This window comes from Xenophilus arseniciresistens (assembly GCF_028023875.1).
Taxonomy (GTDB): Bacteria; Pseudomonadota; Gammaproteobacteria; order Burkholderiales; family Burkholderiaceae_C; genus Xenophilus; species Xenophilus arseniciresistens.
The window spans coordinates 521,149-543,843 of sequence record NZ_JAQIPB010000002.1; the positions used below are offsets into that span (position 1 = coordinate 521,149).

The following is a 22,695-nucleotide window of genomic DNA, read 5'->3' on the forward strand; positions in this document are numbered from 1 at the left end:
GTTTGTGATCCCCTCGAGCTTCTTCAGCGAACGTCGCGCTCGCGCGAGCGGCCATCGCGCGCGCTGGACGACGGCGGCGCCACGGGGATGGAGGTCGATTGCGGCGGCGCAGTGCCGGCCACGTTGGGCGGCGCACCGTCCACGGGGGCGGGGGCGTTCTGGCCGCTCATCTGCATCAGCTTGTCCAGCGGAAGGTACAGCAGGTTGCTGCCCTGCTTGCTGTCCACCAGCACCTTGGTGGTGTTGGCGTAAATCTGCTGCATGGCATCGGTGTACATGCGGTCACGCGTGACCTGCGGCGCCTTCTGGTACTCGGTCAGCACCTGGCCGAAGCGCTGCGCATCACCCTGCGCCTGCGCCACCACCCGGGCCTTGTAGGCCTCGGATTCCTCGATCAGGCGCGAGGCCGTACCCACGGCGCGTGGCACCACGTCGTTGGCGTAGGCCTGGGCCTCGTTCTTGGCGCGTTCGCGCTCCTGGCCGGCCTTGAGCACGTCGTCGAAGGCCGCCTGCACCTGCTCGGGCGGACGCACGCCGCCTTGCTGCAGGTTGATGCCGACCACGTCCACGCCCACCTGGTAGCGGTCCAGGATCTGCTGCATCAGCGTGCGCACGCGCGGTGCGATCTGGTCCCGTTCCTCGGCCAGCGCAGCGTCCATGCGCATCTTGCCCACCACTTCGCGCACGGCGGTTTCGGCCACCTGCACCACGGTCTCGGACGGGCTGCGGCTTTCGAACAGCCAGGCGCGCGCATCGCTCAGGCGGTACTGCACGGCGAACTTGATCTCGACGATGTTCTCGTCCTCGGTCAGCATGGCCGATTCGCGCAGGCCGGTGCTGCGCACGATGGCGTCACGCCCCACGTCGGTGGAGCGGATCTGCGTGACCATCACCGTTTCATGGCGCTGGATCGGGTACGGCAGGCGCCAGTTGAAGCCGGCACCCACGGTTTCCTTGTAGCGGCCGAACTGCGTGATGACGGCCTGATAGCCTTCGTTGACGATGAAGAAGCCCGTGCCCAGCCAGATCAGCAGGGCCACCACGGCGATCACGCCAATGCCCATGCCGGCGTTCTTCATGTCGGGCTTGTAGTTGTTGCCGCCGCCGTTGCCGCCCATCGGCGAACGCGGGCCGTTGCCGCGGTTGCCACCGCCGCCACCGAAGATGCCGCCGAGCTTGCGGTTGAAATCGCGCCACAGCTCGTCCAGGTCAGGCGGGCCCTGGTTGGGCCCCTGCGAGCCGCGCGGCCGCTGCGGCGCCGGAGGCGGCGAGCCGGGCGGATCGGCATCGGGCCGGGGGGCCGGACGGTCGCCGTCGGAGGACGAAGGCTCGTCGCCCCGGCCCCAGCGGCCATCGTTGAGGTTGAACATGCCCGGAAACAGGCCCGCAAGACGGCGGGCAAGAAAGCGCCGCGCGGCCCCTGACTTGCTTGTCCCTCCGTGGGGGCGGGCCGGATACAGACCGGACCCTGGGGCGCTCTCAGGCATTGTCTTCATTCGTAGTGATCTTTGATTGACGGCGACTATTGTGCCGCGCTCAATGGGCGGCGTCGTCGAATTCGGCCTCGTGCGCAGGGGTCATGTGCTCGCCCGCGCCGACCGCCTGGGCCCGCGACGCCAGCGCCTGGCGCAGCAGCGGCAGGCCCTCGCCCGAATGGGCGCTCAGGAACACCCGCGGCACCGGCCGGTCGTCCAGCGCCATATGGTCTTCCAGCCGCAGCGGCCGGCGGTCCGCCTCGAGCGCGTCGAGCTTGTTGAACACCAGCAACTGCGGCACATCCTGGGCGCCGATGTCAGCCAGCACCTGCTGCACCTGGGCGATCTGCTCGGGATGGTGCGGGTTCGAGGCGTCGACCACGTGCAGCAGCAGGTCGGCATCGACGGCCTCCTGCAGCGTGGCCTTGAAGGCGTCGACCAGGCCGTGGGGCAGGTCGCGGATGAAGCCCACCGTGTCGGAGATGGACACGCGGCGCCCACCCTCGCCCAGGTAGAGGTGCCGGGTGGTGGTGTCCAGCGTGGCGAAGAGCTGGTCCGCCGCATAGGCGCGGGCCTTGACCAGCGCATTGAACAGCGAGGACTTGCCTGCGTTGGTATAGCCCACCAGCGAGATGTTGAAGGTGTCGCGGCGCTCGCGCTGGCGGCGCTGCGTGCCGCGCTGTTTCTGCACCTTGGTCAGGCGCTCGCGCGTGCGCTTGATGGACGCGTCGATCATGCGGCGGTCCAGCTCGATCTGCTTTTCGCCCGGGCCGCCGCGCAGGCCGGCGCCGCCGGTCTGGCGCTCCAGATGGGACCAGCGCCGCACCAGGCGGGTGCTCAGGTACTGCAACCTTGCCAGCTCGACCTGCAGCTTGCCCTCGTGGCTGCGCGCACGCTGAGCAAAGATCTCCAGGATCAGGAAGGTGCGGTCGTAGACGGCGCAACCCAGCGCGCGCTCGAGGTTGCGCTGCTGGGCCGGCGACAGGGCCTGGTCGAAGATGACTTCGCTGGCGCGGTGCAGTTCGGCAAGCTCGCGGATCTCGTCGGCCTTGCCGCTGCCCACGAAGAGCGCCGCATCGGGCGCCTTGCGCTTGCAGGTGAGGCGGGCGACGGGGGACAGGCCTGCGGTCTGCGAAAGAAGGCCAAGCTCTTCGAGCTCGGCATCGAAATGAGGCAGGCCAAAGTCGACGCCGACGAGAACGACGGCGCCTTCTTGGCGTGGAATGGATTCAGACAATCGGATGGCGAGGTTCAAGAAGCCGGGCCCGAACCAGGGACCCGGCCCCCGCGCCGATCAGCCGCCCGCGTCTTCGTTCTCGTTGACCGAGAAGTTGACCGCGCGGCCCGGCACGATGGTGGAAATTGCGTGCTTGTAGACCATTTGCGTCACCGTGTTACGCAGCAACACGACGTACTGGTCGAAAGACTCGATCTGGCCCTGCAGCTTGATGCCGTTGACCAGATAGATCGAAACCGGCACGTGCTCGCGACGCAGGGTGTTGAGGAACGGGTCTTGCAAAAGCTGCCCTTTATTGCTCACGATATTCTCCGTGTTCAAGAGTTGTTGTTGGACCGGGCACCTTAACACAGCGCTTCCGCGCTGCAGCAAAGACAGGCAAAGTCCCGGGGAAAAATCTGACTCTGCCCGATTTCAACTGGCGCCCCGGCGCCGCATTTCAAGAGCTGCTCTTCTTGTCCGCGTAGGGATTTTCGGAAGTCTTGAACTCGATGCGCAGCGGCGTGCCCACCAGGTCGAATTCCTTGCGAAAGCGCGCCTCGAGGAAACGCCGGTAACTGTCGCTCACATGTTCGAGCGAATTGCCGTGGATCACGATCAGCGGCGGGTTCATGCCGCCCTGGTGCGCATAGCGCAGCTTGGGCCTGAACATGCCGCTCTTCTTGGGCGCCTGGAACTGCACCGATTCGAGCAGAAGGCGCGTGAGCAAGGGCGTGGGCATCTTGCGCATCGCCGCCTTGTGGGCCTGCGTGATCGACTGCCAAAGCGGCGCCAGCCCCAGCCGCTTCTTGGCCGAGATGAAGTGCAGCGCCGCGAACTTCATGAAGGGCAGCCGGTTCTCGATCTGCCCCTGCAGCTGCTCGCGCTGGTAGGCGTCCAGCGCGTCCCACTTGTTGACGGCGATCACCACGGCGCGGCCGGCTTCCAGGATGAAGCCCGCGATGTGCGCGTCCTGGTCGGTCACGCCCTGGGTCGCATCGATCAGCAGCAGCACCACATTGGCCGACTCGATGGCCTGCAGGGTCTTGACCACGGAGAACTTCTCGATGGCCTCGAAGACCTTGCCCTTGCGGCGCAGGCCAGCCGTGTCGATCAGCTCGAACTTCTGGCCGTTGCGCTCCAGCGGCACGGTGATCGCGTCGCGCGTGGTGCCCGGCATGTCGAATGCCACCAGCCGTTCCTCGCCCAGCCAGGCATTGATCAGCGTGGACTTTCCGGCATTGGGCCGGCCAGCCACCGCCAGGCGGATGGGACGCTGCGCGAGATCTTCCTCGCTGAGCGCTTCATCCTCGGGCTCGGCCGGCGGCAGCATGTCCAGCGCCAGCTCCAGCAGGGCACGCACGCCCTGGCCATGGGCCGACGACACGGCGTGCACGTCGCCGAATCCCAGTTCATAGAACTCGGCCAGCCGGCTGCTGTCCTTCATGCCTTCGGCCTTGTTGGCCGCCAGCAGGCAGGGCTTGCCCAGCCGGCGCAGCTCGTTGGCGATGTCGTGATCCTGCACCGACAGGCCTTCGCGCGCGTCCAGCACGAAGATCACCACGTCGGCCTCCGCAATGGCCTGGCGCGTCTGCTTGGCCATCTCGCGGTAGATGTCGTGTGCGGCGGCATCGGGCTCGAAGCCGCCCGTGTCGATCACGATGAACTCGCGACCGCTTTGCTTGCCGCTGCCATAGTGGCGGTCGCGCGTGAGCCCCGCGTAGTCCGCCACGATGGCGTCGCGCGTGCCCGTCAGGCGGTTGAACAGCGTGGACTTGCCCACGTTGGGTCGGCCGACCAGCGCCAATACAGGCTTCATGGGCCCACCTCTTTCTTGTCTTCAGGTTGCAAGCGCATTTCCCAGGGCGCCCACGGGGCCGGCTTCGCCGGAACGTTGGGCGCGCCCCCTTCGCGCAGCAGAAGGGGAAGCCGCGAAGCGGCTTGGGGGTTGAACATCTTATTCAGGTCGATAGCCGAAGACGCCGCCATTGCGGGTCACCACCACCACCGTGTTGCCGGCCATCACCGGGGTCGCGGCAATGGCCGAGCCATCGGGCTGCAGGCGGTTCACGGGCGCGCCGTCGGCCTTGGCGAAGAAGTGCAAGGTGCCCGTGTCTTCGCCCACGATCAGCGTGTTGCCCACCACCAGCGGCGCCGTCAACGCACGCAGGCGCAGGCGGTCGCTGGACCAGGCGCGCGAGCCGTTGGCACGGTTCCAGGCCACAAGCGTGCCATTGGCTTCGGTGCCGTAGACGCGGTCTGCGTCGCCAGTCACGCCCGTGGCGCCCACGGCCGGCTGCGTCCACAGCAGCGCGCCGCGCGAGGTGTCCACGCAGCCCACGGCCGCGTAATAGGCGCGCGCGCAGACGTTGTCGCCCACACGGCTCACGGGGCCGGTCAGGTCGACCAGGCGCTCCACATCATTGGTGCCGCGCGGCGAGGCGACCGGCACTTCCCAGCGCGAGGCGCCGTTGCCCGGGTTCATGCCGATCAGGCGCGCGCCGGCACCGGCCAGCAGCGTGTCGCCCACGGGCTGCAGCACGCCGGGGCGGCGCAGCACCAGCGCCTCGCCGGCGCTGCGTTCCTGCTGCCACAGGCGGCGGCCGCTCTGGCCGTCGAAGGCCACGGTGCTGCGGTCGGCCAGCTGGACGAACACGCGGCGGCCCGCCACCAGCGGCGCCGTGAAGGTCTCGGCCACCAGACGCTCCTTCCAGAGCACCTTCGCGCCTTGCAGCACCACCACTTCGTTGTTGCGCGTGACCACGGCGCTCAGGTCGCCGTCGCTGCCCACGCCAGCCGTCAGCGGCGCGCCCGCGTTGGCACGCCACAGCTCGCGGCCACTGCGCGCGTCCACGGCCACCACCGTGCCATCGGTGCTGGCCACAGTCACCGTGTCGCCATTGACGGCGGGCTGCAGCGACAGGGTCACGCCCGGCACGCGCACGCTCCAGGCCTGGTTCACGCCCAGCACGGCCACATTGGGGGGCAGCTCGGCCGGCTTGGGCTTGGGCGTGCCCGAACAGGCGACCAGCAAAGCGGCCAGGGCCAGGCTGGCCAGACGAAGCGCGGGAGCCGGGGCGACGATGGACTTGAGATTCATGGGCGATTCGAAAGAAAGCGATCAGGATTTGGGTGCGTCGGCACCCAGGGTCTTCACGTCGACGCCCGCGGCGTTGAGCTTGATCTCGACCAGACGGCGGTATTCGGATTCGGCACCGAAGGCAGTCCATGCCTTCTGGTACTCGGCACGCGCTTCCTCGCGCTTGCCTTGGGCCAGCAGCACATCGCCCTTGCGGTCGGCCACCAGGGCCTGGAACTCGGCCGGGAAGCTGCCGCCCAGCTGCTGCAGGGCGGGCTCCCAGGCCTGTGCGTCCATGTGCAGCGAAGCCAGGCGCAGGCGGGCGACGGCCTGGTAGCCAGGATCCGCGGCCTTCTCCGCCACCCAGGTCAGCGCGGTGCGGGCCTCTTCGGCCTTGCCCAGCGTGTTCAGGCTGCTGGCGGCCAGCAGGCCGGCCTGCTGCGCATAGGCCGTGCGCGCAAAGCGCTGCTGCAGATCGCCGAGCGCGCGCTGCACGCGCTCGGCGTCCGAGGCCTTGGCGGCACGGTCCAGCTCTTCATAGAGCGTGGCGGCCTGCGCGGCCTGCGAACGCTGCCAGTACTGCCAGCCGTTCCAGGCCACCACGGCCGCCGCCGCGATGAGCAGCACCCAGGTGATCAGGGTGCCGTAGGTGTTCCAGAAGTGCTTGAGCCGGTCGAGCTGTTCCTGCTCTTCGAGGTCGAGATGGGTCGCCATGCGCTGTCGTTGTAGGTGAGGACGTCAGGGCGTTGCGCCCTGAGCAGCCGGGAATTGTAGGGTGGCGGCCCATTGGGCCACGTCGGCCAAGGGGCAACTGCGCTGGGCGCCGCTGCCGTCGCGCAGGGCCTTGAGCGTCACTTCGCCGCGCGCCAGTTCGTCGGCGCCGAAGATCAGCGCAAAGCGCGCACCGCTGGCGTCGGCCTTCTTGAACTGCGACTTGAAGCTGCCCTGCCCGTCGGGGCCGGCCGCATGCATCTGCACGCGCACTCCGGCCTCGCGCAGTGCGACCAGCGTTTGCAGCACCACCGGCATCGCCGACGCATCGGGCACCACGGCATAGACGTCGGGCACCGGGGCCACGAAGCCCTGCCCGCCCTGCTCTTCCAGCAGCGCCAGCACGCGCTCGATGCCCATGGCCCAACCCACGGCCGGCGCGCTCTTGCCGCCGATCTGCACGATCAGGTCGTCATAGCGGCCGCCTGCGCACACCGTGCCCTGCGCGCCCAGGCGGTCGGTCACGAACTCGAAGACCGTCAGGTTGTAGTAGTCCAGGCCGCGCACCAGGCGCGGGTTGATCGTGTAGGCCACACCGTTGGCGTCGAGGATGGCGCGCAGGCCGTTGAGGTGGGCCAGCGAGGCTTCGCCCAGGAAGTCGATCAGCTTCGGCGCTGAATCGACCACGTCCTTCATGGCCGGGTTCTTGGTGTCCAGGATGCGCAGCGGGTTGCTGTGCAGGCGGCGCTTGCCGTCTTCGTCGAGCTTGTCGGCATGCTGCTCGAAGTGCGCGATCAGCTGCGCCCGGTGCGCGGCCCGCTCGGCCGGCTGGCCCAGGCTGTTGAGCTCCAGCCGCACGTCGGTCAGGCCGATGCGCTTCCACAGCGAGGCGGCCAGCAGGATGACTTCGGCGTCCACGTCGGGGCCGGCAAAGCCCAGCGCCTCGATGCCCAGCTGGTGGAACTGGCGGTAGCGTCCGCGCTGGGGCTTCTCGCGCCTGAACATGGGGCCCATGTAGAACAGGCGCTTGCCGCCGTCGTACAGCAGGTTGTGCTCGACCACGGCGCGCACCGCGGCGGCCGTGCCTTCGGGGCGCATGGTCAGGTGCTCGGCCTGGCCGTGCTTGTCCGAGCGGTCTTCGAAGGAGTACATCTCCTTCTCGACGATGTCGGTCACCTCGCCGATGCCGCGCACGAAGAGCGCCGTGTGCTCCAGGATCGGGGTGCGGATGTTGCGGTAGGCGAAGCGGGCCATCTGCTCGCGCACGATGCCCTCGAGCCATTCCCAGCGCGCCGCCTCCGGCGGCAGGATGTCGTTCATGCCTTTGACGGCACTGATCTTTTCAGCCATTTCTTCGTTGAGCGTTCAGCCTTGTGCCCTGTCGCGGAAGCCCGCGCCCAAAACACTCAGACCTGAGCGCCAAACCTCTTCTCAATGTAGTTTTCGACGATCTGATGAAACTCGGTGGCGATGTTCTCGCCGCGCAGGGTCAGGGCCTTCTCGCCGTCGATGAAGACCGGCGCGGCTGGCGCTTCCCCGGTGCCGGGCAGGCTGATGCCGATGTCGGCATGCTTGCTCTCGCCAGGGCCGTTGACGATGCAGCCCATCACGGCCACCTTCATCGCCTCCACGCCAGGGTACTTGTGGCGCCACACGGGCATCTGCATGCGCAGGTAGTCGTCGATCTGCTTGGCCAGTTCCTGGAAGGTGGTGCTGGTCGTGCGTCCGCAGCCCGGGCAGGCCGTGACGCTGGGCACGAACACGCGCAGGCCCAGCGCCTGCAGGATCTCGGAGGCGATCACCACCTCCTGCGTGCGCGCCTCGCCGGGTTGCGGCGTGAGCGACACGCGGATGGTGTCGCCAATGCCTTCCTGCAAGAGGATGGACAGCGCCGTGGCCGAGGCCACCGTGCCCTTGGTGCCCATGCCGGCCTCGGTCAGGCCCAGGTGCAGCGCGTAGTCGCAGCGGCGCGCCAGTTCGCGGTAGACCGAGATCAGGTCCTGCACGCCGCTGACCTTGCAGCTCAGGATGATCTGGTCGCCGTCCATGCCCATCGATTCGGCCAGCTTCGCCGAGTCGATGGCCGAGCTCACCAGCGCCTCGTACATCACGCTCTTGGCGTTCCAGGGCTGCGCGCGGCGGCTGTTGACGTCCATCAGGCTGGCCAGCAGTTCCTGGTCCAGGCTGCCCCAGTTCACGCCGATGCGCACCACCTTGTTCCAGCGCATGGCGGCCTCGATCATCTGGCCGAACTGCCTGTCCTTCTTGTCGCCCTTGCCCACGTTGCCGGGGTTGATGCGGTACTTGGACAGCGCCTGGGCGCAGTCCGGGTACTCGGTCAGCAGGCGGTGGCCGTTGTAGTGGAAGTCGCCCACCAGCGGCACGTCCACGCCCATGCGGTCCAGCTGCTCGCGGATGTAGGGCACCTGCGCGGCGGCCTCGGGCGTGTTGACGGTGATGCGCACCATCTCCGAGCCGGCATTGGCCAGCTCTTTGACCTGGATCGCGGTGCCGATGGCGTCCACCGTGTCGGTGTTGGTCATCGACTGCACGCGCACCGGCGCGTCGCCGCCCACGGTGACCACGCGCGGCCCCCAGACCACGCGGGCCTGGCGCGAGCGGCGCGGCAGCGGCGCCGCCGGGGCGATGGGATGGAGTTCGCTCATCGGGAAGGGCCCTCCTGGGTGCCGAGGCTCAAGGCTTGACCTCGAAACGCGCGACGCCGCCGGAACGCGTGATCGGCGCGAGGTCGAAGGGCTTGCCCTGCACCTGCACGTCCACCACCGAGGCGCGGCCCACCGTCACCGACAGCGGCAGATCGGCCTGCGGCACGGTGGCGCTCTCGCCGCTCTTGAGCGTGCGCTCCAGCACCGTGCGATTGCCGGCGCCGGCCACACGAATCCAGGATTCGCCACGGGCCACGAAGGCCAGCACGTCGGCACCGGCTGCGGCGGCGGGTGGGGTGGCAGACGCTGGCGCCGTGGCGGGCGCAGGCGTCGCGGGGGTTGCTGTGGCTGCGGGTGCAGGCTGCGTCAAGGCGGTGGAAGCCGTCAGCGGCATGGCAGGCGCGGCGGTCTGCGGCGCCTCGACCACCATGCCATCACCGTCGCGCGCGGCTCCGGCTGCGGGCTCCGAAGTGGCGCCAGTCATGCGGCTCCAGGCCTCGGAGATCTGCTGCGTGGCCGACTGGGGCAGCAGGAACAGCACCAGCGCCCCCACCAGCAGCAGCCCCACCACCGCCAGCAGCGGCCGCGAAGGGCGGCCCGTGACGCTGGCCCGCGCACTGCTGCTGCGCACCGCCTGGCTGCGGATGTGGCCGCTCATGCGGCGGTCGGATTCAGCCAGCACCGCACGGGGCGCGCCCGGCAGCTTTTCGAGCACGGGCGCCGGGTCCACCCGCAGGGCCCGGCAGACGCTGGCTGCGAGTGCCCGCGCGAAGACCGGGTCCGGCAGGGCATCGATGTCATCGGCCTCCAGCGCGGCCAGCTTCTGCGTGGGCACCTTCAGGGCCGCGGCCACCACGTCGATGTGCAGCCCATGGGCCTCGCGCGCCTGGCGCAGCATCTGGCCCGCGGTGGCCTGCTCGGGGGTTTCAGGGGAGACCAGCGGCATCGCCGCCGAGGCGCCGAACTCGCTCGCACGCTCAATCATCAAACTGACCTCTTTCAAAGGCGCGCGCCTCGCGGGACTGCGGGTAGCGGCGCCGCAACTGGCCGGCCAGATCGTTCGTCGCTTCACTGTTGCCCAGGCGCCGCTCGGTGCGCAGGCCCAGCCACAGCGACTCGGCGTTGGACACCGGGCCGTTGTTCACGCGCCGGATGTAGAACTGCGCGCGCGCATAGTCGCCGCGCTGGAACAGCAGCGCCGCCAGGTTGTAGCCGATGACGGGATTGCCGGCGTCGATCTCGTAGGCCTGCAGCAAGGTGCGCTCGGCCTCGGCCCGCTGGCCGGCCTGCAGCTGGCAGATGCCCTTGGTCATCAGCGTCTTGGCCGACTCGGTGTAGCCCGGCGCGGCCAGCGCCGCCGCGAACTGCTGCTGCGCATCGGCATAGCGCTGCTGCTGGCACATCAGCCAGGCGTAGTTGTGGCGCACGTTGCCGTCGCGCGGGTTGATCACGATGGCGCGGCGGAAGCTGTCTTCGGCGCGGCCCGCATCGTCCAGGCGCATGTAGATCAGCCCGCGCAGGCTGTATGCGTCCACCATGTTCGGATCGGCGGCAATGGCCTGGTTGGCCTCTTCCAGCGCGATCTGCGTCTGCCCCTGCTCGAAGTAGCCAGCGGCCAGCTGCAGCCGGATGCGGGCACGGTGCCGGGCCTGCTCGGGGTCGTTCGCCGAGGTGGCCGCGGGCAGCCCTGCGTTGTTCACGTCGGGCAGCGAGGTGGTGACCGTCTTGGTTGTCGTGCAGGCCCCCAGCAGGGCGCTGGCCGCGACGAGGAGCAGGCCCCATCGCCGCCGCCCTTGGCCGCGTGCGGCGCGGGCGCCTGCACGGGTGTCTGCGTGGGCAGGGGCGCAGGTCAGGTCCTGGGGCGGTGCGGCAACGAAGGCGTGGAGGTTCATCGGCTTGCGTCCAGAAGTTCAGGCGGGCTGATTGGCCGACGCGTCGGCCCGCTGCATCATCACCGTGCGGCGTTGCGCCATGCGGTCGGCCGCACGGGTGCGGTCCTTCACGTCGCCGGCCAGTTGGCCACAGGCGGCATCGATGTCGTCGCCACGGGTCTTGCGCACCGTGGTGACGATGCCCGAATCGGCCAGCACACGCGCAAAGGCCTGCACGCGCGCAGCGGGCGAGCGCAGCAGGCCCGAGGCCGGAAACGGGTTGAAGGGGATGAGGTTGAACTTGCAGGACACGTCCTGACGGCGCACCTGCTCGATCAGCTGCTGCGCGTGCGCGTCGCTGTCGTTGACGCCGTCGAGCATGCAGTACTCGAAGGTGATGAAGTCGCGTGGCGCATGGGCGAGGTAGCGCTTGCAGGCGGCCAGCAATTCCTCAATGGGGTACTTGCGGTTGAGCGGGACCAGGTCGTCGCGCAGCGCATCGTTGGGCGCATGCAGCGACACGGCCAGCGCCACGGGGCAGTCCTGCGCCAGGCGGTCCATCATGGGCACCACGCCCGAGGTGGAGACCGTGACCCGGCGGCGCGAGAGGCCGTAGGCGTTGTCGTCCAGCATGGTCCGCAGCGCCGGCACCAGGGCCGAGTAGTTCTGCAGCGGCTCGCCCATGCCCATCATCACCACGTTGGAGATGACACGGTCCTCGCGCCCCAGATGCTTGCGCAGGAAGTGCTCGGCGAACCAGAGCTGGGCCACGATCTCGCCGGTGCTGAGGTTGCGGCTGAAGCCCTGGTGGCCCGTGGAGCAGAAGCGGCAGCCCACGGCGCAGCCCGCCTGGGACGACACGCACAGGGTGCCTCTGTCATCCTCGGGAATGAACACGGCCTCGACGGCATTGCCGTCGCCGACGCCGAACAGCCACTTGATGGTGCCGTCGGCGGACATGTGTTGGGCGATGACGGGCAGGCCCTGGACCTGCGCCACGCCGGCCAGCTTGCCGCGCAGCGACTTGGCCAGGTCCGTCATCTGTTCGAAGTCGCTCGCGCCGCGCTGGTGGATCCAGCGGAACAGCTGCGTGGCGCGAAAGCGCTTCTCGCCAAGCTGCTCGCAGAACGCGGCCAGCCCTTCGAGGTCGAAATCGAGGAGATTGATGGCGGTCATGGCGAGCAGCTGGAGGTTTTCTGAGCCGCCAGCGTCACGGCCGCGGGGCCGTGGCGCCGGCAGGTGCTCAGCGCGAATAGACGTTCGCGGCGGGGAAGAAGAAGGCCACTTCGACGGCTGCCGTCTCAGGGGCGTCGGAGCCGTGCACGGCGTTGGCATCGATGCTGTCGGCGAAGTCGGCGCGGATGGTGCCGGCGGCCGCCTTCTTGGGGTCGGTGGCGCCCATCAGGTCACGGTTCTTGGCGATGGCGTTCTCGCCTTCGAGCACTTGCACGAACACGGGGCCCGAGATCATGAAGTCCACCAGGTCCTTGAAGAAGGGACGCTCCTTGTGGACGGCGTAGAACTGCTCGGCTTCGGCACGCGACAGGTGCACCAGCTTGGCAGCGGCGATCTTCAGGCCGGCGGCTTCGAAGCGGGAAACGATCTTGCCGATGACGTTCTTGGCGACGGCGTCGGGCTTGATGATGGACAGGGTACGTTCGATGGCCATGATGTTTGCTTTCTGGGCAGGTTGCTTCGCTGGGAAGCGTGATGAAAAACGTTGGGAAGCGACATTCGTCCGCACGATGCGCGGGCGGCGCCCAAAGGGTGGGCGCCACGCGCACTCAGGCGAGCTGGGGCGCGCGGAGAAAGCCGTGAATTTTAACCCGGGCCTTTCACGCCCCTCGGGCGCGCGGACCCAAAAACCGCAAGGAAATCGGCCACTTGGCGCTCGCTTTGCGCGTCAGGTGGCCGAGGGCCGGCCCCTGAGGGCAGGACGCCGCCGGCGAGGCCGGCGCCCGGCGTGTGGCGCGAATCAGCGCGAGCGACCGCGCCGGTTGCCGCCGCGGCCTGCGCCGCCGCCCGAGCCACCACCGCCGCCCGACGGGCCGGCAAAGCCGCCCCCGCCGCCGCGGCGCGATTCCTTGCGCTGGCGCGTGAAGCTGTCGGCGCCGATGTAGCCCAGCGAGGTCTTCATCGGATCGGGCTGGTTGTTGCCACCGCCACCACCGCCGCCATCACGGGCACCGGGGTTGCCGCCGGGTCCGTTGCGGCCCTTCTTGTTGCCGTTGCGTGCCGCGCCGGCGTCGCCGCCACGGCCCTTGGGGCCGCGCGCGAAGCCGGGCTCGGGCGGGCGTGCACCGCCGCGCTGGCTGCGGCCGTCGCCGCGGCGCGGCTTCTTGCCGCGCCCGCCGACTTCGTTCTGGCGCGGGCTGGCCGGCATGTCGGCGCCGGCGGCCTGGGTCAGGGCGCGGATGTCGCGCTCGTCCAGTTCCATCCAGGCGCCGCGCTTGAGGCCGCGCGGCAGCAGCATGGCGCCATAGCGGATGCGGATCAGGCGACTGACCGCATGGCCCACCGATTCGAACAGGCGGCGCACCTCGCGGTTGCGGCCTTCGGAGATGGTCACGCGGTACCACTGGTTCGAGCCCTCGCCGCCGCCATCCTCGATGGTGCCGAACTGGGCCCGGCCGTCGGCCAGTTGCACGCCGTCGAGCAGGCGCTGCTTTTCCTCGTTGTTCAGCGCGCCCAGCACCCGCACCGCGTATTCGCGCTCCAGGCCGAAGCGGGGGTGCATGAGTCGGTTGGCCAGTTCACCGGAGCTGGAGAACAGCAGCAGCCCTTCGGTGTTCAGATCGAGCCGCCCCACGGACTGCCACTTGCCCTGGTACAGGCGCGGCAGCTTGCGGAACACGGTGGGCCGGTTCTGCGGGTCGTCGTGGGTGACCACTTCGCCCACGGGCTTGTGGTAGGCGATCACGCGCGGCGGCGGCGGCGCGATGCGGTAGCGGATGGGCTTGCCGTTGAACTTGATCTGGTCGCCGTACTGGATGCGCTGGCCGATGTGGGCCGGCTCGTTGTTGACGGAGATGCGGCCCTCCAGGATCAGGCGTTCCATCTCCAGGCGCGAACCCAGGCCGGCCTGGGCCAGCACCTTGTGCAGCTTGGGCGCATCGGCCTGCGGCAGCAGCACGCGCTTCGGCGGCGCCACCTCCGCATCGCCCTCGTCGGCATCGAACTGGCCCGAGACCACGTCCGAGAACTGGATTGGCGCAGGCGGCGGCGCATTGCGGGCCGCACGTTCGGCGGCACGGCGTTCACGGTCGAACTCGTCGTCGTCCTCGTCATCCTCCTCGTCGTCGCCCTCCTCGTCATCGCCGGCATGCGCCTGACTGCGCATGTCTTCGTCGGCCTGCACGGCAGTGGGCGCCGAAGCGGGCTCGGGCGCGACGACCGCCTCAGGCGCCTCGGCCTCGATGGAGGCGGGCTCGACAGTGGCGGGCTCGACAGGGGCCGAAGATTCGGCCTGCTCAACCGCAACCGGCTTTCGGGCCTGACGCGGCTTGCGCTTGGGGGGTGCAGGCGCGTCGTCGCCGGCCGCGGCAGCCGGGGCCGATGCCGGATCTGGCACCTGCACCGCGTCGGCCGCCTTGGCGCGCGGCGCCCGGGGCTTGCGCTTGGGCGCGGCGGGCGCCTGCGATGCCTCGGCGCTGTCGGACTCGGGGCCCTGGGATTCTGGGTTGACGGAACTCATGGTGTCTGTCCGGAAGCGTTCGGTGAGGACGCAGCCTGCGGCGGCGCGTCGGAATCAAGGGAAGAAGATGGCAGGTCATCGGCACCTGCGTCAGGCAGCGGCCCGGCCGTGCCTTCGTCAGCAGCGGCCTGCGTGGCGGGCTCGTCGGGGCCGGCGGCAGCGACCGTCTCGGCCGGCGGCGCGTCCGCGTCGGCAGCCACGACCTCGGGGGCCGGCTGCTCGTCGATGAGCAGGCCCTGCTGCGCGCCCGCCAGCACATCGGCCATGGCCTGGGCCTGCTGGGGCGCCTCGATCATGGGCAACTGGTCCAGCGAGGCCAGGCCCAGGTCGTCGAGGAACTGCTTTGTGGTGGCGTACAGCGCGGGCCGGCCCACGGTTTCGCGGTGACCGATGACCTCCACCCAGTTGCGATCCTCCAGTTGCTTGAGGATCATGGAATTGATGGTCACGCCGCGGATGTCTTCCATGTCGCCGCGGGTGACCGGCTGGCGGTAGGCAATGATGGCCAGCGTCTCCAGCGTCGCCCGGGTGTAGCGCGGCGGCTTCTCGGGATGCAGCCGGTCCAGGTGCTCGCGCATCTCGGGCCGGCTCTGGAAGCGCCAGCCCGTGGCCACCTGCACCAGCTCCAGCCCGCGCTGCGCCCACTCGTGCTGCATCTGCATGAGCAGTTCCTTGATCGTGTCTGCACCCAGCGCGTCGTCGAACAGCGTGCGCATGTCGCGCACGGGCAGCGGCTGCGCCGAACAGATCAAGGCGGTTTCGAGAATGCGCTTGGCATCCGCCGTATTCATGGTTCGCGGTGTCCGGGAAGTGGCGCCCTCGGGCGCACGTTCAAGAAGAACGAAAGGGGAAGGGTCTGGACGGTGGGCCGCACACGGCCTGGCGTTGCAGCGGGCCGGGGGTGGATGCACCGGCCATGGAGAGGGAAAACCGTCAGGCGCGATTGTAGTCCAACCCCCAGGCCGCGCAGGCGCTCGCAAGGTCGGCGGGCACGGCGGCACGCAGGTCCAGCGGCTGCTGCGTGAACGGATGGACGAAGGCCAGCCTGAAGGCATGCAGGCCCTGCCGCGCCAGGCCCTGCGCAGGCGCGCCGCCGTAGGTGGCATCGCCCACCAGCGGATGGCCGATGTGCGCCATGTGCACGCGGATCTGGTGCGTGCGCCCCGTCTCCAGCGTGCAGCGCACCAGGCAGGCCTCGCCATGGCTGCCCAGCGGCTCGATGAAGGTGCGCGCCGGCTTGCCCGACTGGTGGGCCAGATCGACCACCGCCATGCGCAGGCGGTTGCGCGGGTCGCGGCCGATGGCCGCATCCACCTGGCGGCCACTGCCCTGCCAGGCCCGGTGCGCGAGGGCCACGTACTGCCGAGTGACCTCGCGCGCGGCGATCATGCGCACCAGTGCCTCCATGGCGCGGCGGCTGCGTGCCACCACCATCAGGCCGCTGGTGTCGCGGTCCAGCCGGTGCACGATGCCCGCGCGCGGCAGTTGCGCGGCCTGCGCGTCGCGCGCCAGCAGGCCATTGAGCAGGGTGCCCTGCCAGTTGCCCGGGGCCGGATGCACGACCAGCCCTGCGGGCTTGTGGATCACGCACAGGTCCGCATCCTCATGCACCACGTCCAGCGCCATGGGCTCGGGCTTGAAGGCCTGGCTCTGCGGCGTGGGACGCAGCTGCACCACGCCCTGCTCGCCCACGCGCACCGGCGTGGAGGGCTTGCGCACGGCGCGGCCCTGCAACTGCACTGCGCCTTCATCCACCAGTTGCTGCAGGTAGCTGCGCGAGAACTCGGGCACCAGCAGCGCCAGCGCGCGGTCCAGGCGCAGGCCGTGCAGTGCGGTGTCGATGCGGAATGGGCGGCTCTCGCAGGCGCCTTCTTCAGGCTCGGCTTCGGGCTCATCGGCCGGGCTCTGCGCTGGCAGCGATTCGGCCAAATCCCCTTCGCTGGCGGGGCCGGCCGCCACAGACGGCCTCCCTATAATTCCACGGTCCTGTTTCAAGAAAGCTGCCTCAGATGTATCGTGCCGGATTATCGAACGCTCCCGCCTGGGTCGCCCTGGCCTTGGCCGGTGCACTGCTGGTGGGCTGCTCCAGCACCGAAGAGGACCGCACCGCGAACTGGAGCCCCAACCGCCTCTATTCGGAGGCCAAGGAAGAGGCCGATGGCGGTGCCTACGACAAGGCCGTGCCGCTGTTCGAGAAGCTCGAAGGCCGTGCCGCCGGCACGCCGCTGGCCCAGCAGGCCCAGATCGACAAGGCCTACGCGCAGTACCGCGCGGGCGACAAGCCCCAGGCCATCGCCACGCTGGATCGCTTCATGAAGCTGCATCCGGCCAGCCCGGCGATGGACTACGCGATCTACCTCAAGGGCGTGATCAACTTCAACGACGACCTGGGCATGTTCGCCTGGCTCACGCGCCAGGACCTCTCCGAGCGCGACCAGAAGGCGGCCAAGGAATCCTTCGAGTCCTTCAAGGAACTGGTCACGCGCTTTCCCGATTCGCGCTATGCCAACGATGCGCGCCAGCGCATGAACTACATCGTGAACTCGCTGGCCCAGTACGAAGTTCATGTGGCGCGCTATTACTACACGCGCGGCGCCTACCTGGCCGCCATCAACCGCGCGCAGATCGCGCTGGCCGAGTACCGCGAAGTGCCTGCACTCGAGGAAGCGCTTTACATCATGGTGCGCTCCTACGACGCGCTGGGCATGACCGACCTGCGTGACGACACCCGCCGCGTGCTGACCACCAACTATCCGCAGAGCACCTACCTCAGCGAAGGCTTCCGCGCCAAGGATGAGCCGTGGTGGAAGCTGTGGTGATGGGGCGCTGAGCGCGGCCTTTGCCCAACGCCAGCCACCAGGCACGCAGCGGCCACCTTCGGGTGGCCGTTGTGCTTTCTGCGACTGAAGGCGCCTCAGGCCGCGCCGTCGCTGGCCAGCGAAGCGAGCGCCTCGTCGAAATCGTCCGCCGTCTCCAGCCTTCGCATCGGCGGCAGGGCCGCAAGAAGACGCCGGCCATAGCCCATCTGCACCAGCCGCGTATCACACACCACCAGCAGGCCGCGGTCGCTTTCGCGGCGGATCAGGCGGCCCGCGCCCTGCTTGAGCGCCACGGCGGCCTCGGGAATGGAGAAGTCGGCGAAGCCGCTGCGGCCCTGGGCCTCCAGACGCTGGGTGCGCGCTTCGACCAGCGGGTCGCCAGGCGGGGGAAAGGGCAGCTTGTCGATCACCACCAGTTGCAGGGCCTCGCCGGGCGCGTCGAAGCCTTCCCAGAACGACGCCGACGCGACCAGCACGCAGCCGCGCTGGCCGGGTTCGACCGCGGCGCGAAAGCGTTCCATGAGCATGCGCTTGGGCAGTTCGCCCTGGACCAGGACGTCAATGGGCCCCTGCGCCGCCTGCAGCCGCTGGCGCACCGCATCGGCAATGGTGCGCAGCGCGCGCAGCGTGGTGGTCAGCACCAGCGTGCGCCCGCCCAGCCGCAAGGCGCCCTTCGCGGCCAGCGCAGCGACTTCAGCGCCATGACTGGCTTCATTGGGCCGCGCAAAGGGTTGCGGCACATACAGCGCGGCCTGCTGCGCGTAGTCGAAAGGGCTGGCCACGCGCAACACGGTGGCGTCCTGCAGGCCACAGGGTTCGGTGAACCACCGCAAGGCCGGCTCGGCGCCCAGCGTGGCCGAGGTGAAGACCCACGCGCGCGGGCGCTCGGGGTCGTGCGTGGCAGGCGCACTGCCCGGTTCATCGTCCTGCGCATCCACCTGTTGTCGCGTGCGCAAGACCCGCGTGCGCATCGCCTCGGCGATGTCCAGCGGCGATTCGACCAGCCGCAGCTGCGTGCCCACGTCGACCCAGCGCACGGCATCGTGGGCGCAGGCCGCAGCCATGCGCTGCGCACGCTCGGCCAGCCGCTGGGCCCGCTCGTGCAGGCGCACGAAGTCGGGTGCGATTTCGCTGCACATGGCCAGCGCCGCCATGGCGGTTTCAGCCGCCTGCTGCAGCGCGTCCAGGCCACTTTGCCATTGGGCTGGGGCCACGCCCTCGGGCGCCGAACCGGCCCAGCGCAACTTGGTGCCGGGCCATTGCTTGCCCACGCAAAGCCGCAGCTCGCGCGCGGCGCGATCCAGGTCGGCCGCCGCCTGCTGCCAGTCGGCCAGCCCGCGCGCCTGCTGCAGGCCCGCGGCCAGCAGGTCGTGGGCCAGGTCCAGCACCTGGCCCGTGCCCAGTTGCAGGCCCAGGAACTGCACGCCGGTTTCGTTGAGCTGATGCGCCTCGTCGAAGATCACCACGCGCACTGTGGGCAGCAGCTCGGCCATGCCGGTCTCGCGCACGGCCAGATCGGCGAAGAAGAGGTGGTGGTTGATCACCACCACGTCGGCGGCCAGCGCCTCGCGCCGCGCCAGGTTCACATGGCAGGCTTTGAACTGCGGGCACTGCGCGCCCAGGCAGTTCTCGCGCGTGGAGGTGATCAGCGGGATGAGCGGCGAGCGCTCGTCCAGCCCCGGCAGCTCGGCCAGGTCGCCAGAGCGCGTGCTGTGCGACCAGCGCTCGACCTTGGCCAGGGCACGCGCGGCCATGGGCTCGTGGCCGGCGTCGTGGCGGGCCAAACCCAGCCGGTGCAGGCACAGGTAGCTGCCGCGACCCTTGAGCAGCGCGGTGCGCAGGGGCAGGCCCAGGGCCTCCACCAGGCGCGGCAGGTCGCGGCCGAAGAGCTGGTCCTGCAGGGCCTTGGTGGCGGTGGAAACAAGCACGCGTTCGCCGCTGAGCAGCGCCGGCACCAGGTAGGAAAAGGTCTTGCCTACGCCCGTGCCGGCCTCCACGACCAGGGCGCCGCCCTGCTCGATGGTCTGCGCCACGGCCAGCGCCATGCGGGTCTGGCCCTCGCGCTCGCGGAACTGCGGCGCCGCGCGCGAGAGCAGACCCTCGGCGCCGAAAGCGGCCTCGACTTCGGCTTGCAGGGACATCAGCGCGGGGCTCTTTGAAGGCCAGTGCCGTGCACGGCAGGTGCTCTCATGGATGGATGCGCAGCGCCCATTCAGGCCGGCTCGGAGGGTTCGAGCAGCCGCTCCAGCCGCGCAATCTCGTCGCGCAGGGCCAGTCGCCGCTTCTTCAGGCGGCGCAGCAGCAACTCGTCGGGCATGGCGGACTCGGCCACGCGATCGACACTGGCATCCAGGTCGGCGTGCTCGATGCGCAACTCGATGAGCCGGCGCGACAGGGAGTGAAGATGGGTGTCCAAGACAGAAAAAAGCCCGATGCCGTGACATCAGGCGGCATGAGCCGGCGCCACATAATAGCGCCGCGCTTGCGCCAGACTCTCTTTGAGAAACTGTCGTGCCGGCGTCCATCCTCCAGCCTCGCTCCCCGGGCTTCGCCCCTCACCCTATGCCCAAAGGCTTTCGACTCACCGGCGCCACCGCGCTCCACCAGGGTGACCGCCCCTATCAGCAGGACCAGGTCCTGCTGCTGCCCCATCCGCGCATTCAAGGCTGCGTGCTGGGCATCGTGGCCGATGGCATGGGCGGGCGCAGCGGCGGGCGCAAGGCCTCCGACCAGGTGCTGATGACCGCGCAGCAGCTGTTTGCACGCTATGCGCCCGGCCACGAGGAACCCGCCGCGCTGCTGGAGCGCCTGATCGAGGACGCGCACACCGTCATCAAGCTGACGGCGGTGTCTGCCGAACAGGAGCCGCACAGCACCGTGGCCGCCTTCCTGCTGGAGCCCCAGGGCGCCGGCGCCTGGGCGCACGCGGGCGATTCGCGCATCTACCACTTCCGCAAGGGCCGCCTGGTGCGGCGCACGCGCGACCACTCCTACGTGGAGGCCCTGGTGGCGCGCGGGGAGATCAGCGAACAGGAGGCGCTGGCCCATCCGCAGGCCAACATCCTGGTGGGCTGCCTGGGCATGCGCTCCACGCCGCCGCCCCTCGACTCACACCGCTTCGAGCCCATGCGCCCCGGCGATGCGCTGCTGGCCTGCAGCGACGGTCTCTGGCACTACTTCACGCCCGAGGAGCTGGGCGCCGTGATCGCCGAACAGTCGCCGCGCGCGGCCGCGCAACTGCTGATCGACGAAGCCCGCCAGCGCGCGCGTGGCGCGGGCGACAACCTGTCGCTGGTGATCCTGAAGCTCGAGCCGCTGCCGCTCGAAGCCGAAGACGCGGCCTGACCGAGGCCGCGCTTCAGCGCACGGGTGCCGGCAAGGGCGCTGCCGGCGCCTTCTCTTTCTCGGCATTCAGGCGCGCACGCTCCTCGCGGCGCTTGAGCGCATCGGCCTGCTTGCGCTTGAAGCGCTCCCTGGCTTCGGGCTCCTGCGCGCGGCGCTGCTCGACCGACGCCGCATGGTCGGCACGCTCTTGCTGACGGGACTCGAAGTCGGCGCGGTTCTGCGCGGCCTCGGCCGCCTTGCCGGCGCGACTGCGGGCGTTTTCGGCGGCACGCTCCTCGCGTGCGCGCTGGCCCTCGGCGGCACTCTGGCGCTGCTGGGCGTCGGGCGCAGCGGGTGCGGCCTGCTTGGCCTCCAGCCGCTCCAGTTGCTCGGCACCGCGGCGCTTGCGCTGCATGTCGTTGAGCATGGTCTCCTGGCGCCGCAGATCGTCGGTATCGTCGCGCAGGCGGCGGCGGCTCTCGCGCAGGCAATCCTCGACGGCGAAGCGCTGGTAGCAGGCCGCGCGCTCCTGCGCGTGGCGCGCGTCGATCACGCGGCGCTGCGCGCCGATGCGCTCGCGCTCGGCATCGATCTGCGCATCGCTCAGGCCCTGGGCGAGCGCGGCCGTGCCCGTGGCCAGCAACAGCCAGGAAGTGAGAACGCGGGAAAGGGGCCTATTGAGCTTCATGTGAGTCGGGTGTCCACAACACGGCGCTCCAGCGCCAGGAACTCGGCCGACTGCATCTCCGTCAGGCGCGAAACGGTGCGCGGGAACTCGTGCGACAGCGGGCCTTCGGTGTACAACGCCTCGGGCGGCACGGCCGCCGACAGGATCAGCTTCACGCGCCGGTCATAGAACACGTCCACCAGCCAGGTGAATCGGCGCGCCTCGGAAGCCATGTTCACGGGCATGTGCGGCACGTCCGACACCAGCACGGTGTGGAACTGGCTCGCGATCTCCAGGTAGTCGTTCATCGAGCGCGGGCCGCCGCACAGCGTCTTGAAGTCGAACCACACCACGCCGCCCGCGCGCCGGCGCGCACGGATCTCGCGCTTCTCGATGTGCAGCACCGGGTTGTCGTCGCCCTTCTCGGCCAGCTGTTCGAAGGTCTTGCGCAACTGCTTCTCGGCCGCCGAATCGTTGGGCGTGAGGTACAGCGGCACCTGCTCGAGCGTGCGGCGCCGGTAGTCGGTGCCGTTGTCCACGCTCATCACGTCCATCTTGGCGTTGAGCAACTCGATGGCGGGCTTGATCCGGTCCCGGTGCAGCCCGCCCGGATAGAGATCGTCGGGCTTGAAATTCGAGGTGGTGACGAAGCCCACGCCGTTCTCGAACAGCGCCACCAACAAGCGGTGCAGGATCATCGCGTCGGTGATGTCCGCCACATGGAACTCGTCGAAGCAGATCAGCCTGAAGCGCTTGGCGATGCGCTTGCCCAGCTCGTCCAGCGGGTTCACCGTGCCCTGCAGCTCATGCAGCTCGCGGTGCACCTCGCGCATGAACTCGTGGAAGTGCAGGCGCGTCTTGCGGTTGACCGGGACCGCGTTGTAGAAGCAGTCCATGATGAAACTCTTGCCGCGCCCCACCCCGCCGTACATGTAGACGCCGCGCGGGATCTCGGGCCGGTTGATCAGTTTCTTGAAGGCGTTGGAACGCTGGGACTTGTAGTGCGCCCAGTCGCGCGCGCATCGGTCCAGCGCCTCGACGGCACGCAGTTGGGCCGGATCGGCCTGAAAACCGCGGGTCTTCAGTTCGGCCTCGTAGGCTTGTTTGACGGTCTGCAAGGGGGTGCTGCTCAGGAAGGTCGGGCAGAAATGGGAAGGCCGCCCGCGCTCCGCA

Annotated in this window: 21 protein-coding genes; 2 read left to right on the forward strand and 19 right to left on the reverse strand. The window is 69.3% G+C overall.

All coding sequences use genetic code 11. The annotated features are described in order from the left end of the window. Positions 1 to 23: 23 nt before the first annotated feature. The 15 genes from hflK to PGB34_RS07135 form a co-directional block, all read right to left on the reverse strand. A complete protein-coding gene (hflK, locus tag PGB34_RS07065; RefSeq protein ID WP_271427357.1) occupies positions 24 to 1,370 on the reverse strand; it encodes an FtsH protease activity modulator HflK in 1,347 nt (448 codons plus the stop codon). Between the two features lie 166 nt (positions 1,371 to 1,536). Next, the gene (gene hflX / locus PGB34_RS07070; protein ID WP_271427358.1) at positions 1,537 to 2,712 is read right to left on the reverse strand and encodes a GTPase HflX; all 1,176 of its coding nucleotides are present in this window, start codon (positions 2,710 to 2,712) and stop codon (positions 1,537 to 1,539) included. A 57-nt stretch (positions 2,713 to 2,769) separates the two neighbouring features. Then, positions 2,770 to 3,015 carry an RNA chaperone Hfq gene (gene hfq, locus PGB34_RS07075; RefSeq protein ID WP_370630168.1) on the reverse strand — a complete coding sequence of 82 codons (246 nt, stop codon included), beginning with the start codon at positions 3,013 to 3,015 and terminating at the stop codon, positions 2,770 to 2,772. Positions 3,016 to 3,151: 136 nt separating this feature from the next. Further along, positions 3,152 to 4,510, reverse strand: a complete 1,359-nt coding sequence (der, locus tag PGB34_RS07080) for a ribosome biogenesis GTPase Der (RefSeq protein ID WP_271427359.1) — start codon at positions 4,508 to 4,510, stop codon at positions 3,152 to 3,154. A gap of 138 nt (positions 4,511 to 4,648) precedes the next feature. After that, on the reverse strand, positions 4,649 to 5,791 hold the full coding sequence (gene bamB / locus PGB34_RS07085; RefSeq protein WP_271427360.1) for an outer membrane protein assembly factor BamB: 1,143 nt from the start codon (positions 5,789 to 5,791) through the stop codon (positions 4,649 to 4,651). A gap of 21 nt (positions 5,792 to 5,812) precedes the next feature. Beyond that, positions 5,813 to 6,484 carry a YfgM family protein gene (locus PGB34_RS07090; protein ID WP_271427361.1) on the reverse strand — a complete coding sequence of 224 codons (672 nt, stop codon included), beginning with the start codon at positions 6,482 to 6,484 and terminating at the stop codon, positions 5,813 to 5,815. 24 nt (positions 6,485 to 6,508) lie between these two features. Continuing rightward, the gene (gene hisS, locus PGB34_RS07095; protein ID WP_271427362.1) at positions 6,509 to 7,831 is read right to left on the reverse strand and encodes a histidine--tRNA ligase; all 1,323 of its coding nucleotides are present in this window, start codon (positions 7,829 to 7,831) and stop codon (positions 6,509 to 6,511) included. Positions 7,832 to 7,887: 56 nt separating this feature from the next. Next, the gene (gene ispG / locus PGB34_RS07100) at positions 7,888 to 9,147 is read right to left on the reverse strand and encodes a flavodoxin-dependent (E)-4-hydroxy-3-methylbut-2-enyl-diphosphate synthase (RefSeq protein WP_271427363.1); all 1,260 of its coding nucleotides are present in this window, start codon (positions 9,145 to 9,147) and stop codon (positions 7,888 to 7,890) included. Between the two features lie 28 nt (positions 9,148 to 9,175). Further along, positions 9,176 to 10,132 carry a helix-turn-helix domain-containing protein gene (locus PGB34_RS07105; RefSeq protein WP_271427364.1) on the reverse strand — a complete coding sequence of 319 codons (957 nt, stop codon included), beginning with the start codon at positions 10,130 to 10,132 and terminating at the stop codon, positions 9,176 to 9,178. Then, on the reverse strand, positions 10,125 to 11,039 hold the full coding sequence (pilW, locus tag PGB34_RS07110) for a type IV pilus biogenesis/stability protein PilW (protein WP_271427365.1): 915 nt from the start codon (positions 11,037 to 11,039) through the stop codon (positions 10,125 to 10,127). Before pilW ends, PGB34_RS07105 begins: the two co-directional genes overlap by 8 nt. A gap of 18 nt (positions 11,040 to 11,057) precedes the next feature. After that, positions 11,058 to 12,194, reverse strand: coding sequence for a 23S rRNA (adenine(2503)-C(2))-methyltransferase RlmN (gene rlmN, locus PGB34_RS07115; protein ID WP_271427366.1), 1,137 nt, complete (start codon positions 12,192 to 12,194; stop codon positions 11,058 to 11,060). Positions 12,195 to 12,261: 67 nt separating this feature from the next. Then, positions 12,262 to 12,687 carry a nucleoside-diphosphate kinase gene (ndk, locus tag PGB34_RS07120; protein WP_271427367.1) on the reverse strand — a complete coding sequence of 142 codons (426 nt, stop codon included), beginning with the start codon at positions 12,685 to 12,687 and terminating at the stop codon, positions 12,262 to 12,264. Positions 12,688 to 12,993: 306 nt separating this feature from the next. After that, the gene (locus tag PGB34_RS07125) at positions 12,994 to 14,712 is read right to left on the reverse strand and encodes a pseudouridine synthase (RefSeq protein WP_271427368.1); all 1,719 of its coding nucleotides are present in this window, start codon (positions 14,710 to 14,712) and stop codon (positions 12,994 to 12,996) included. Beyond that, positions 14,709 to 15,503, reverse strand: a complete 795-nt coding sequence (scpB, locus tag PGB34_RS07130; RefSeq protein ID WP_271427369.1) for an SMC-Scp complex subunit ScpB — start codon at positions 15,501 to 15,503, stop codon at positions 14,709 to 14,711. The genes PGB34_RS07125 and scpB overlap by 4 nt, the downstream gene beginning before the upstream one ends. 142 nt (positions 15,504 to 15,645) lie before the next feature. Beyond that, positions 15,646 to 16,671, reverse strand: a complete 1,026-nt coding sequence (locus PGB34_RS07135; protein WP_408647844.1) for an RluA family pseudouridine synthase — start codon at positions 16,669 to 16,671, stop codon at positions 15,646 to 15,648. 50 nt (positions 16,672 to 16,721) lie between these two features. On the opposite strand from PGB34_RS07135, the gene PGB34_RS07140 reads away from it, so the two are divergent. Continuing rightward, a complete protein-coding gene (locus PGB34_RS07140) occupies positions 16,722 to 17,531 on the forward strand; it encodes an outer membrane protein assembly factor BamD (RefSeq protein ID WP_271427370.1) in 810 nt (269 codons plus the stop codon). A 95-nt stretch (positions 17,532 to 17,626) separates the two neighbouring features. On the opposite strand, the gene PGB34_RS07145 is transcribed toward PGB34_RS07140, so the two are convergent. Next, the gene (locus tag PGB34_RS07145; RefSeq protein ID WP_271427371.1) at positions 17,627 to 19,672 is read right to left on the reverse strand and encodes an ATP-dependent DNA helicase; all 2,046 of its coding nucleotides are present in this window, start codon (positions 19,670 to 19,672) and stop codon (positions 17,627 to 17,629) included. Positions 19,673 to 19,743: 71 nt separating this feature from the next. Continuing rightward, entirely contained in the window at positions 19,744 to 19,947 is a 204-nt protein-coding gene (locus PGB34_RS07150; protein WP_271427372.1) for a DUF465 domain-containing protein, read from the reverse strand. 146 nt (positions 19,948 to 20,093) lie between these two features. On the opposite strand from PGB34_RS07150, the gene PGB34_RS07155 reads away from it, so the two are divergent. Continuing rightward, entirely contained in the window at positions 20,094 to 20,876 is a 783-nt protein-coding gene (locus tag PGB34_RS07155; RefSeq protein ID WP_271427373.1) for a PP2C family protein-serine/threonine phosphatase, read from the forward strand. A gap of 13 nt (positions 20,877 to 20,889) precedes the next feature. On the opposite strand, the gene PGB34_RS07160 is transcribed toward PGB34_RS07155, so the two are convergent. Together PGB34_RS07160 and zapE are read right to left on the reverse strand one after the other, a co-directional pair. Then, complete coding sequence (locus PGB34_RS07160) at positions 20,890 to 21,543, reverse strand: hypothetical protein (protein ID WP_271427374.1); 654 nt, start codon at positions 21,541 to 21,543, stop codon at positions 20,890 to 20,892. Next, positions 21,540 to 22,640, reverse strand: a complete 1,101-nt coding sequence (zapE, locus tag PGB34_RS07165; RefSeq protein ID WP_271427375.1) for a cell division protein ZapE — start codon at positions 22,638 to 22,640, stop codon at positions 21,540 to 21,542. The genes PGB34_RS07160 and zapE overlap by 4 nt, the downstream gene beginning before the upstream one ends. Between the last annotated feature and the right edge of the window lie 55 nt (positions 22,641 to 22,695).

Excerpts from the sequence above, each read along its gene's own strand:
- hflK (WP_271427357.1), bottom strand. The coding sequence starts at position 1,370 with ATGTTCAACCTCAACGATGGCCGCTGGGGCCGGGGCGACGAGCCTTCG.
- der (WP_271427359.1), bottom strand. The coding sequence starts at position 4,510 with ATGAAGCCTGTATTGGCGCTGGTCGGCCGACCCAACGTGGGCAAGTCC.
- bamB (WP_271427360.1), bottom strand. The coding sequence starts at position 5,791 with ATGAATCTCAAGTCCATCGTCGCCCCGGCTCCCGCGCTTCGTCTGGCC.
- PGB34_RS07090 (WP_271427361.1), bottom strand. The coding sequence starts at position 6,484 with ATGGCGACCCATCTCGACCTCGAAGAGCAGGAACAGCTCGACCGGCTC.
- hisS (WP_271427362.1), bottom strand. The coding sequence starts at position 7,831 with ATGGCTGAAAAGATCAGTGCCGTCAAAGGCATGAACGACATCCTGCCG.
- ispG (WP_271427363.1), bottom strand. The coding sequence starts at position 9,147 with ATGAGCGAACTCCATCCCATCGCCCCGGCGGCGCCGCTGCCGCGCCGC.
- PGB34_RS07105 (WP_271427364.1), bottom strand. The coding sequence starts at position 10,132 with ATGATTGAGCGTGCGAGCGAGTTCGGCGCCTCGGCGGCGATGCCGCTG.
- pilW (WP_271427365.1), bottom strand. The coding sequence starts at position 11,039 with ATGAACCTCCACGCCTTCGTTGCCGCACCGCCCCAGGACCTGACCTGC.
- rlmN (WP_271427366.1), bottom strand. The coding sequence starts at position 12,194 with ATGACCGCCATCAATCTCCTCGATTTCGACCTCGAAGGGCTGGCCGCG.
- ndk (WP_271427367.1), bottom strand. The coding sequence starts at position 12,687 with ATGGCCATCGAACGTACCCTGTCCATCATCAAGCCCGACGCCGTCGCC.
- PGB34_RS07125 (WP_271427368.1), bottom strand. The coding sequence starts at position 14,712 with ATGAGTTCCGTCAACCCAGAATCCCAGGGCCCCGAGTCCGACAGCGCC.
- scpB (WP_271427369.1), bottom strand. The coding sequence starts at position 15,503 with ATGAATACGGCGGATGCCAAGCGCATTCTCGAAACCGCCTTGATCTGT.
- PGB34_RS07140 (WP_271427370.1), top strand. The coding sequence starts at position 16,722 with ATGTATCGTGCCGGATTATCGAACGCTCCCGCCTGGGTCGCCCTGGCC.
- PGB34_RS07145 (WP_271427371.1), bottom strand. The coding sequence starts at position 19,672 with ATGTCCCTGCAAGCCGAAGTCGAGGCCGCTTTCGGCGCCGAGGGTCTG.
- PGB34_RS07155 (WP_271427373.1), top strand. The coding sequence starts at position 20,094 with ATGCCCAAAGGCTTTCGACTCACCGGCGCCACCGCGCTCCACCAGGGT.
- PGB34_RS07160 (WP_271427374.1), bottom strand. The coding sequence starts at position 21,543 with ATGAAGCTCAATAGGCCCCTTTCCCGCGTTCTCACTTCCTGGCTGTTG.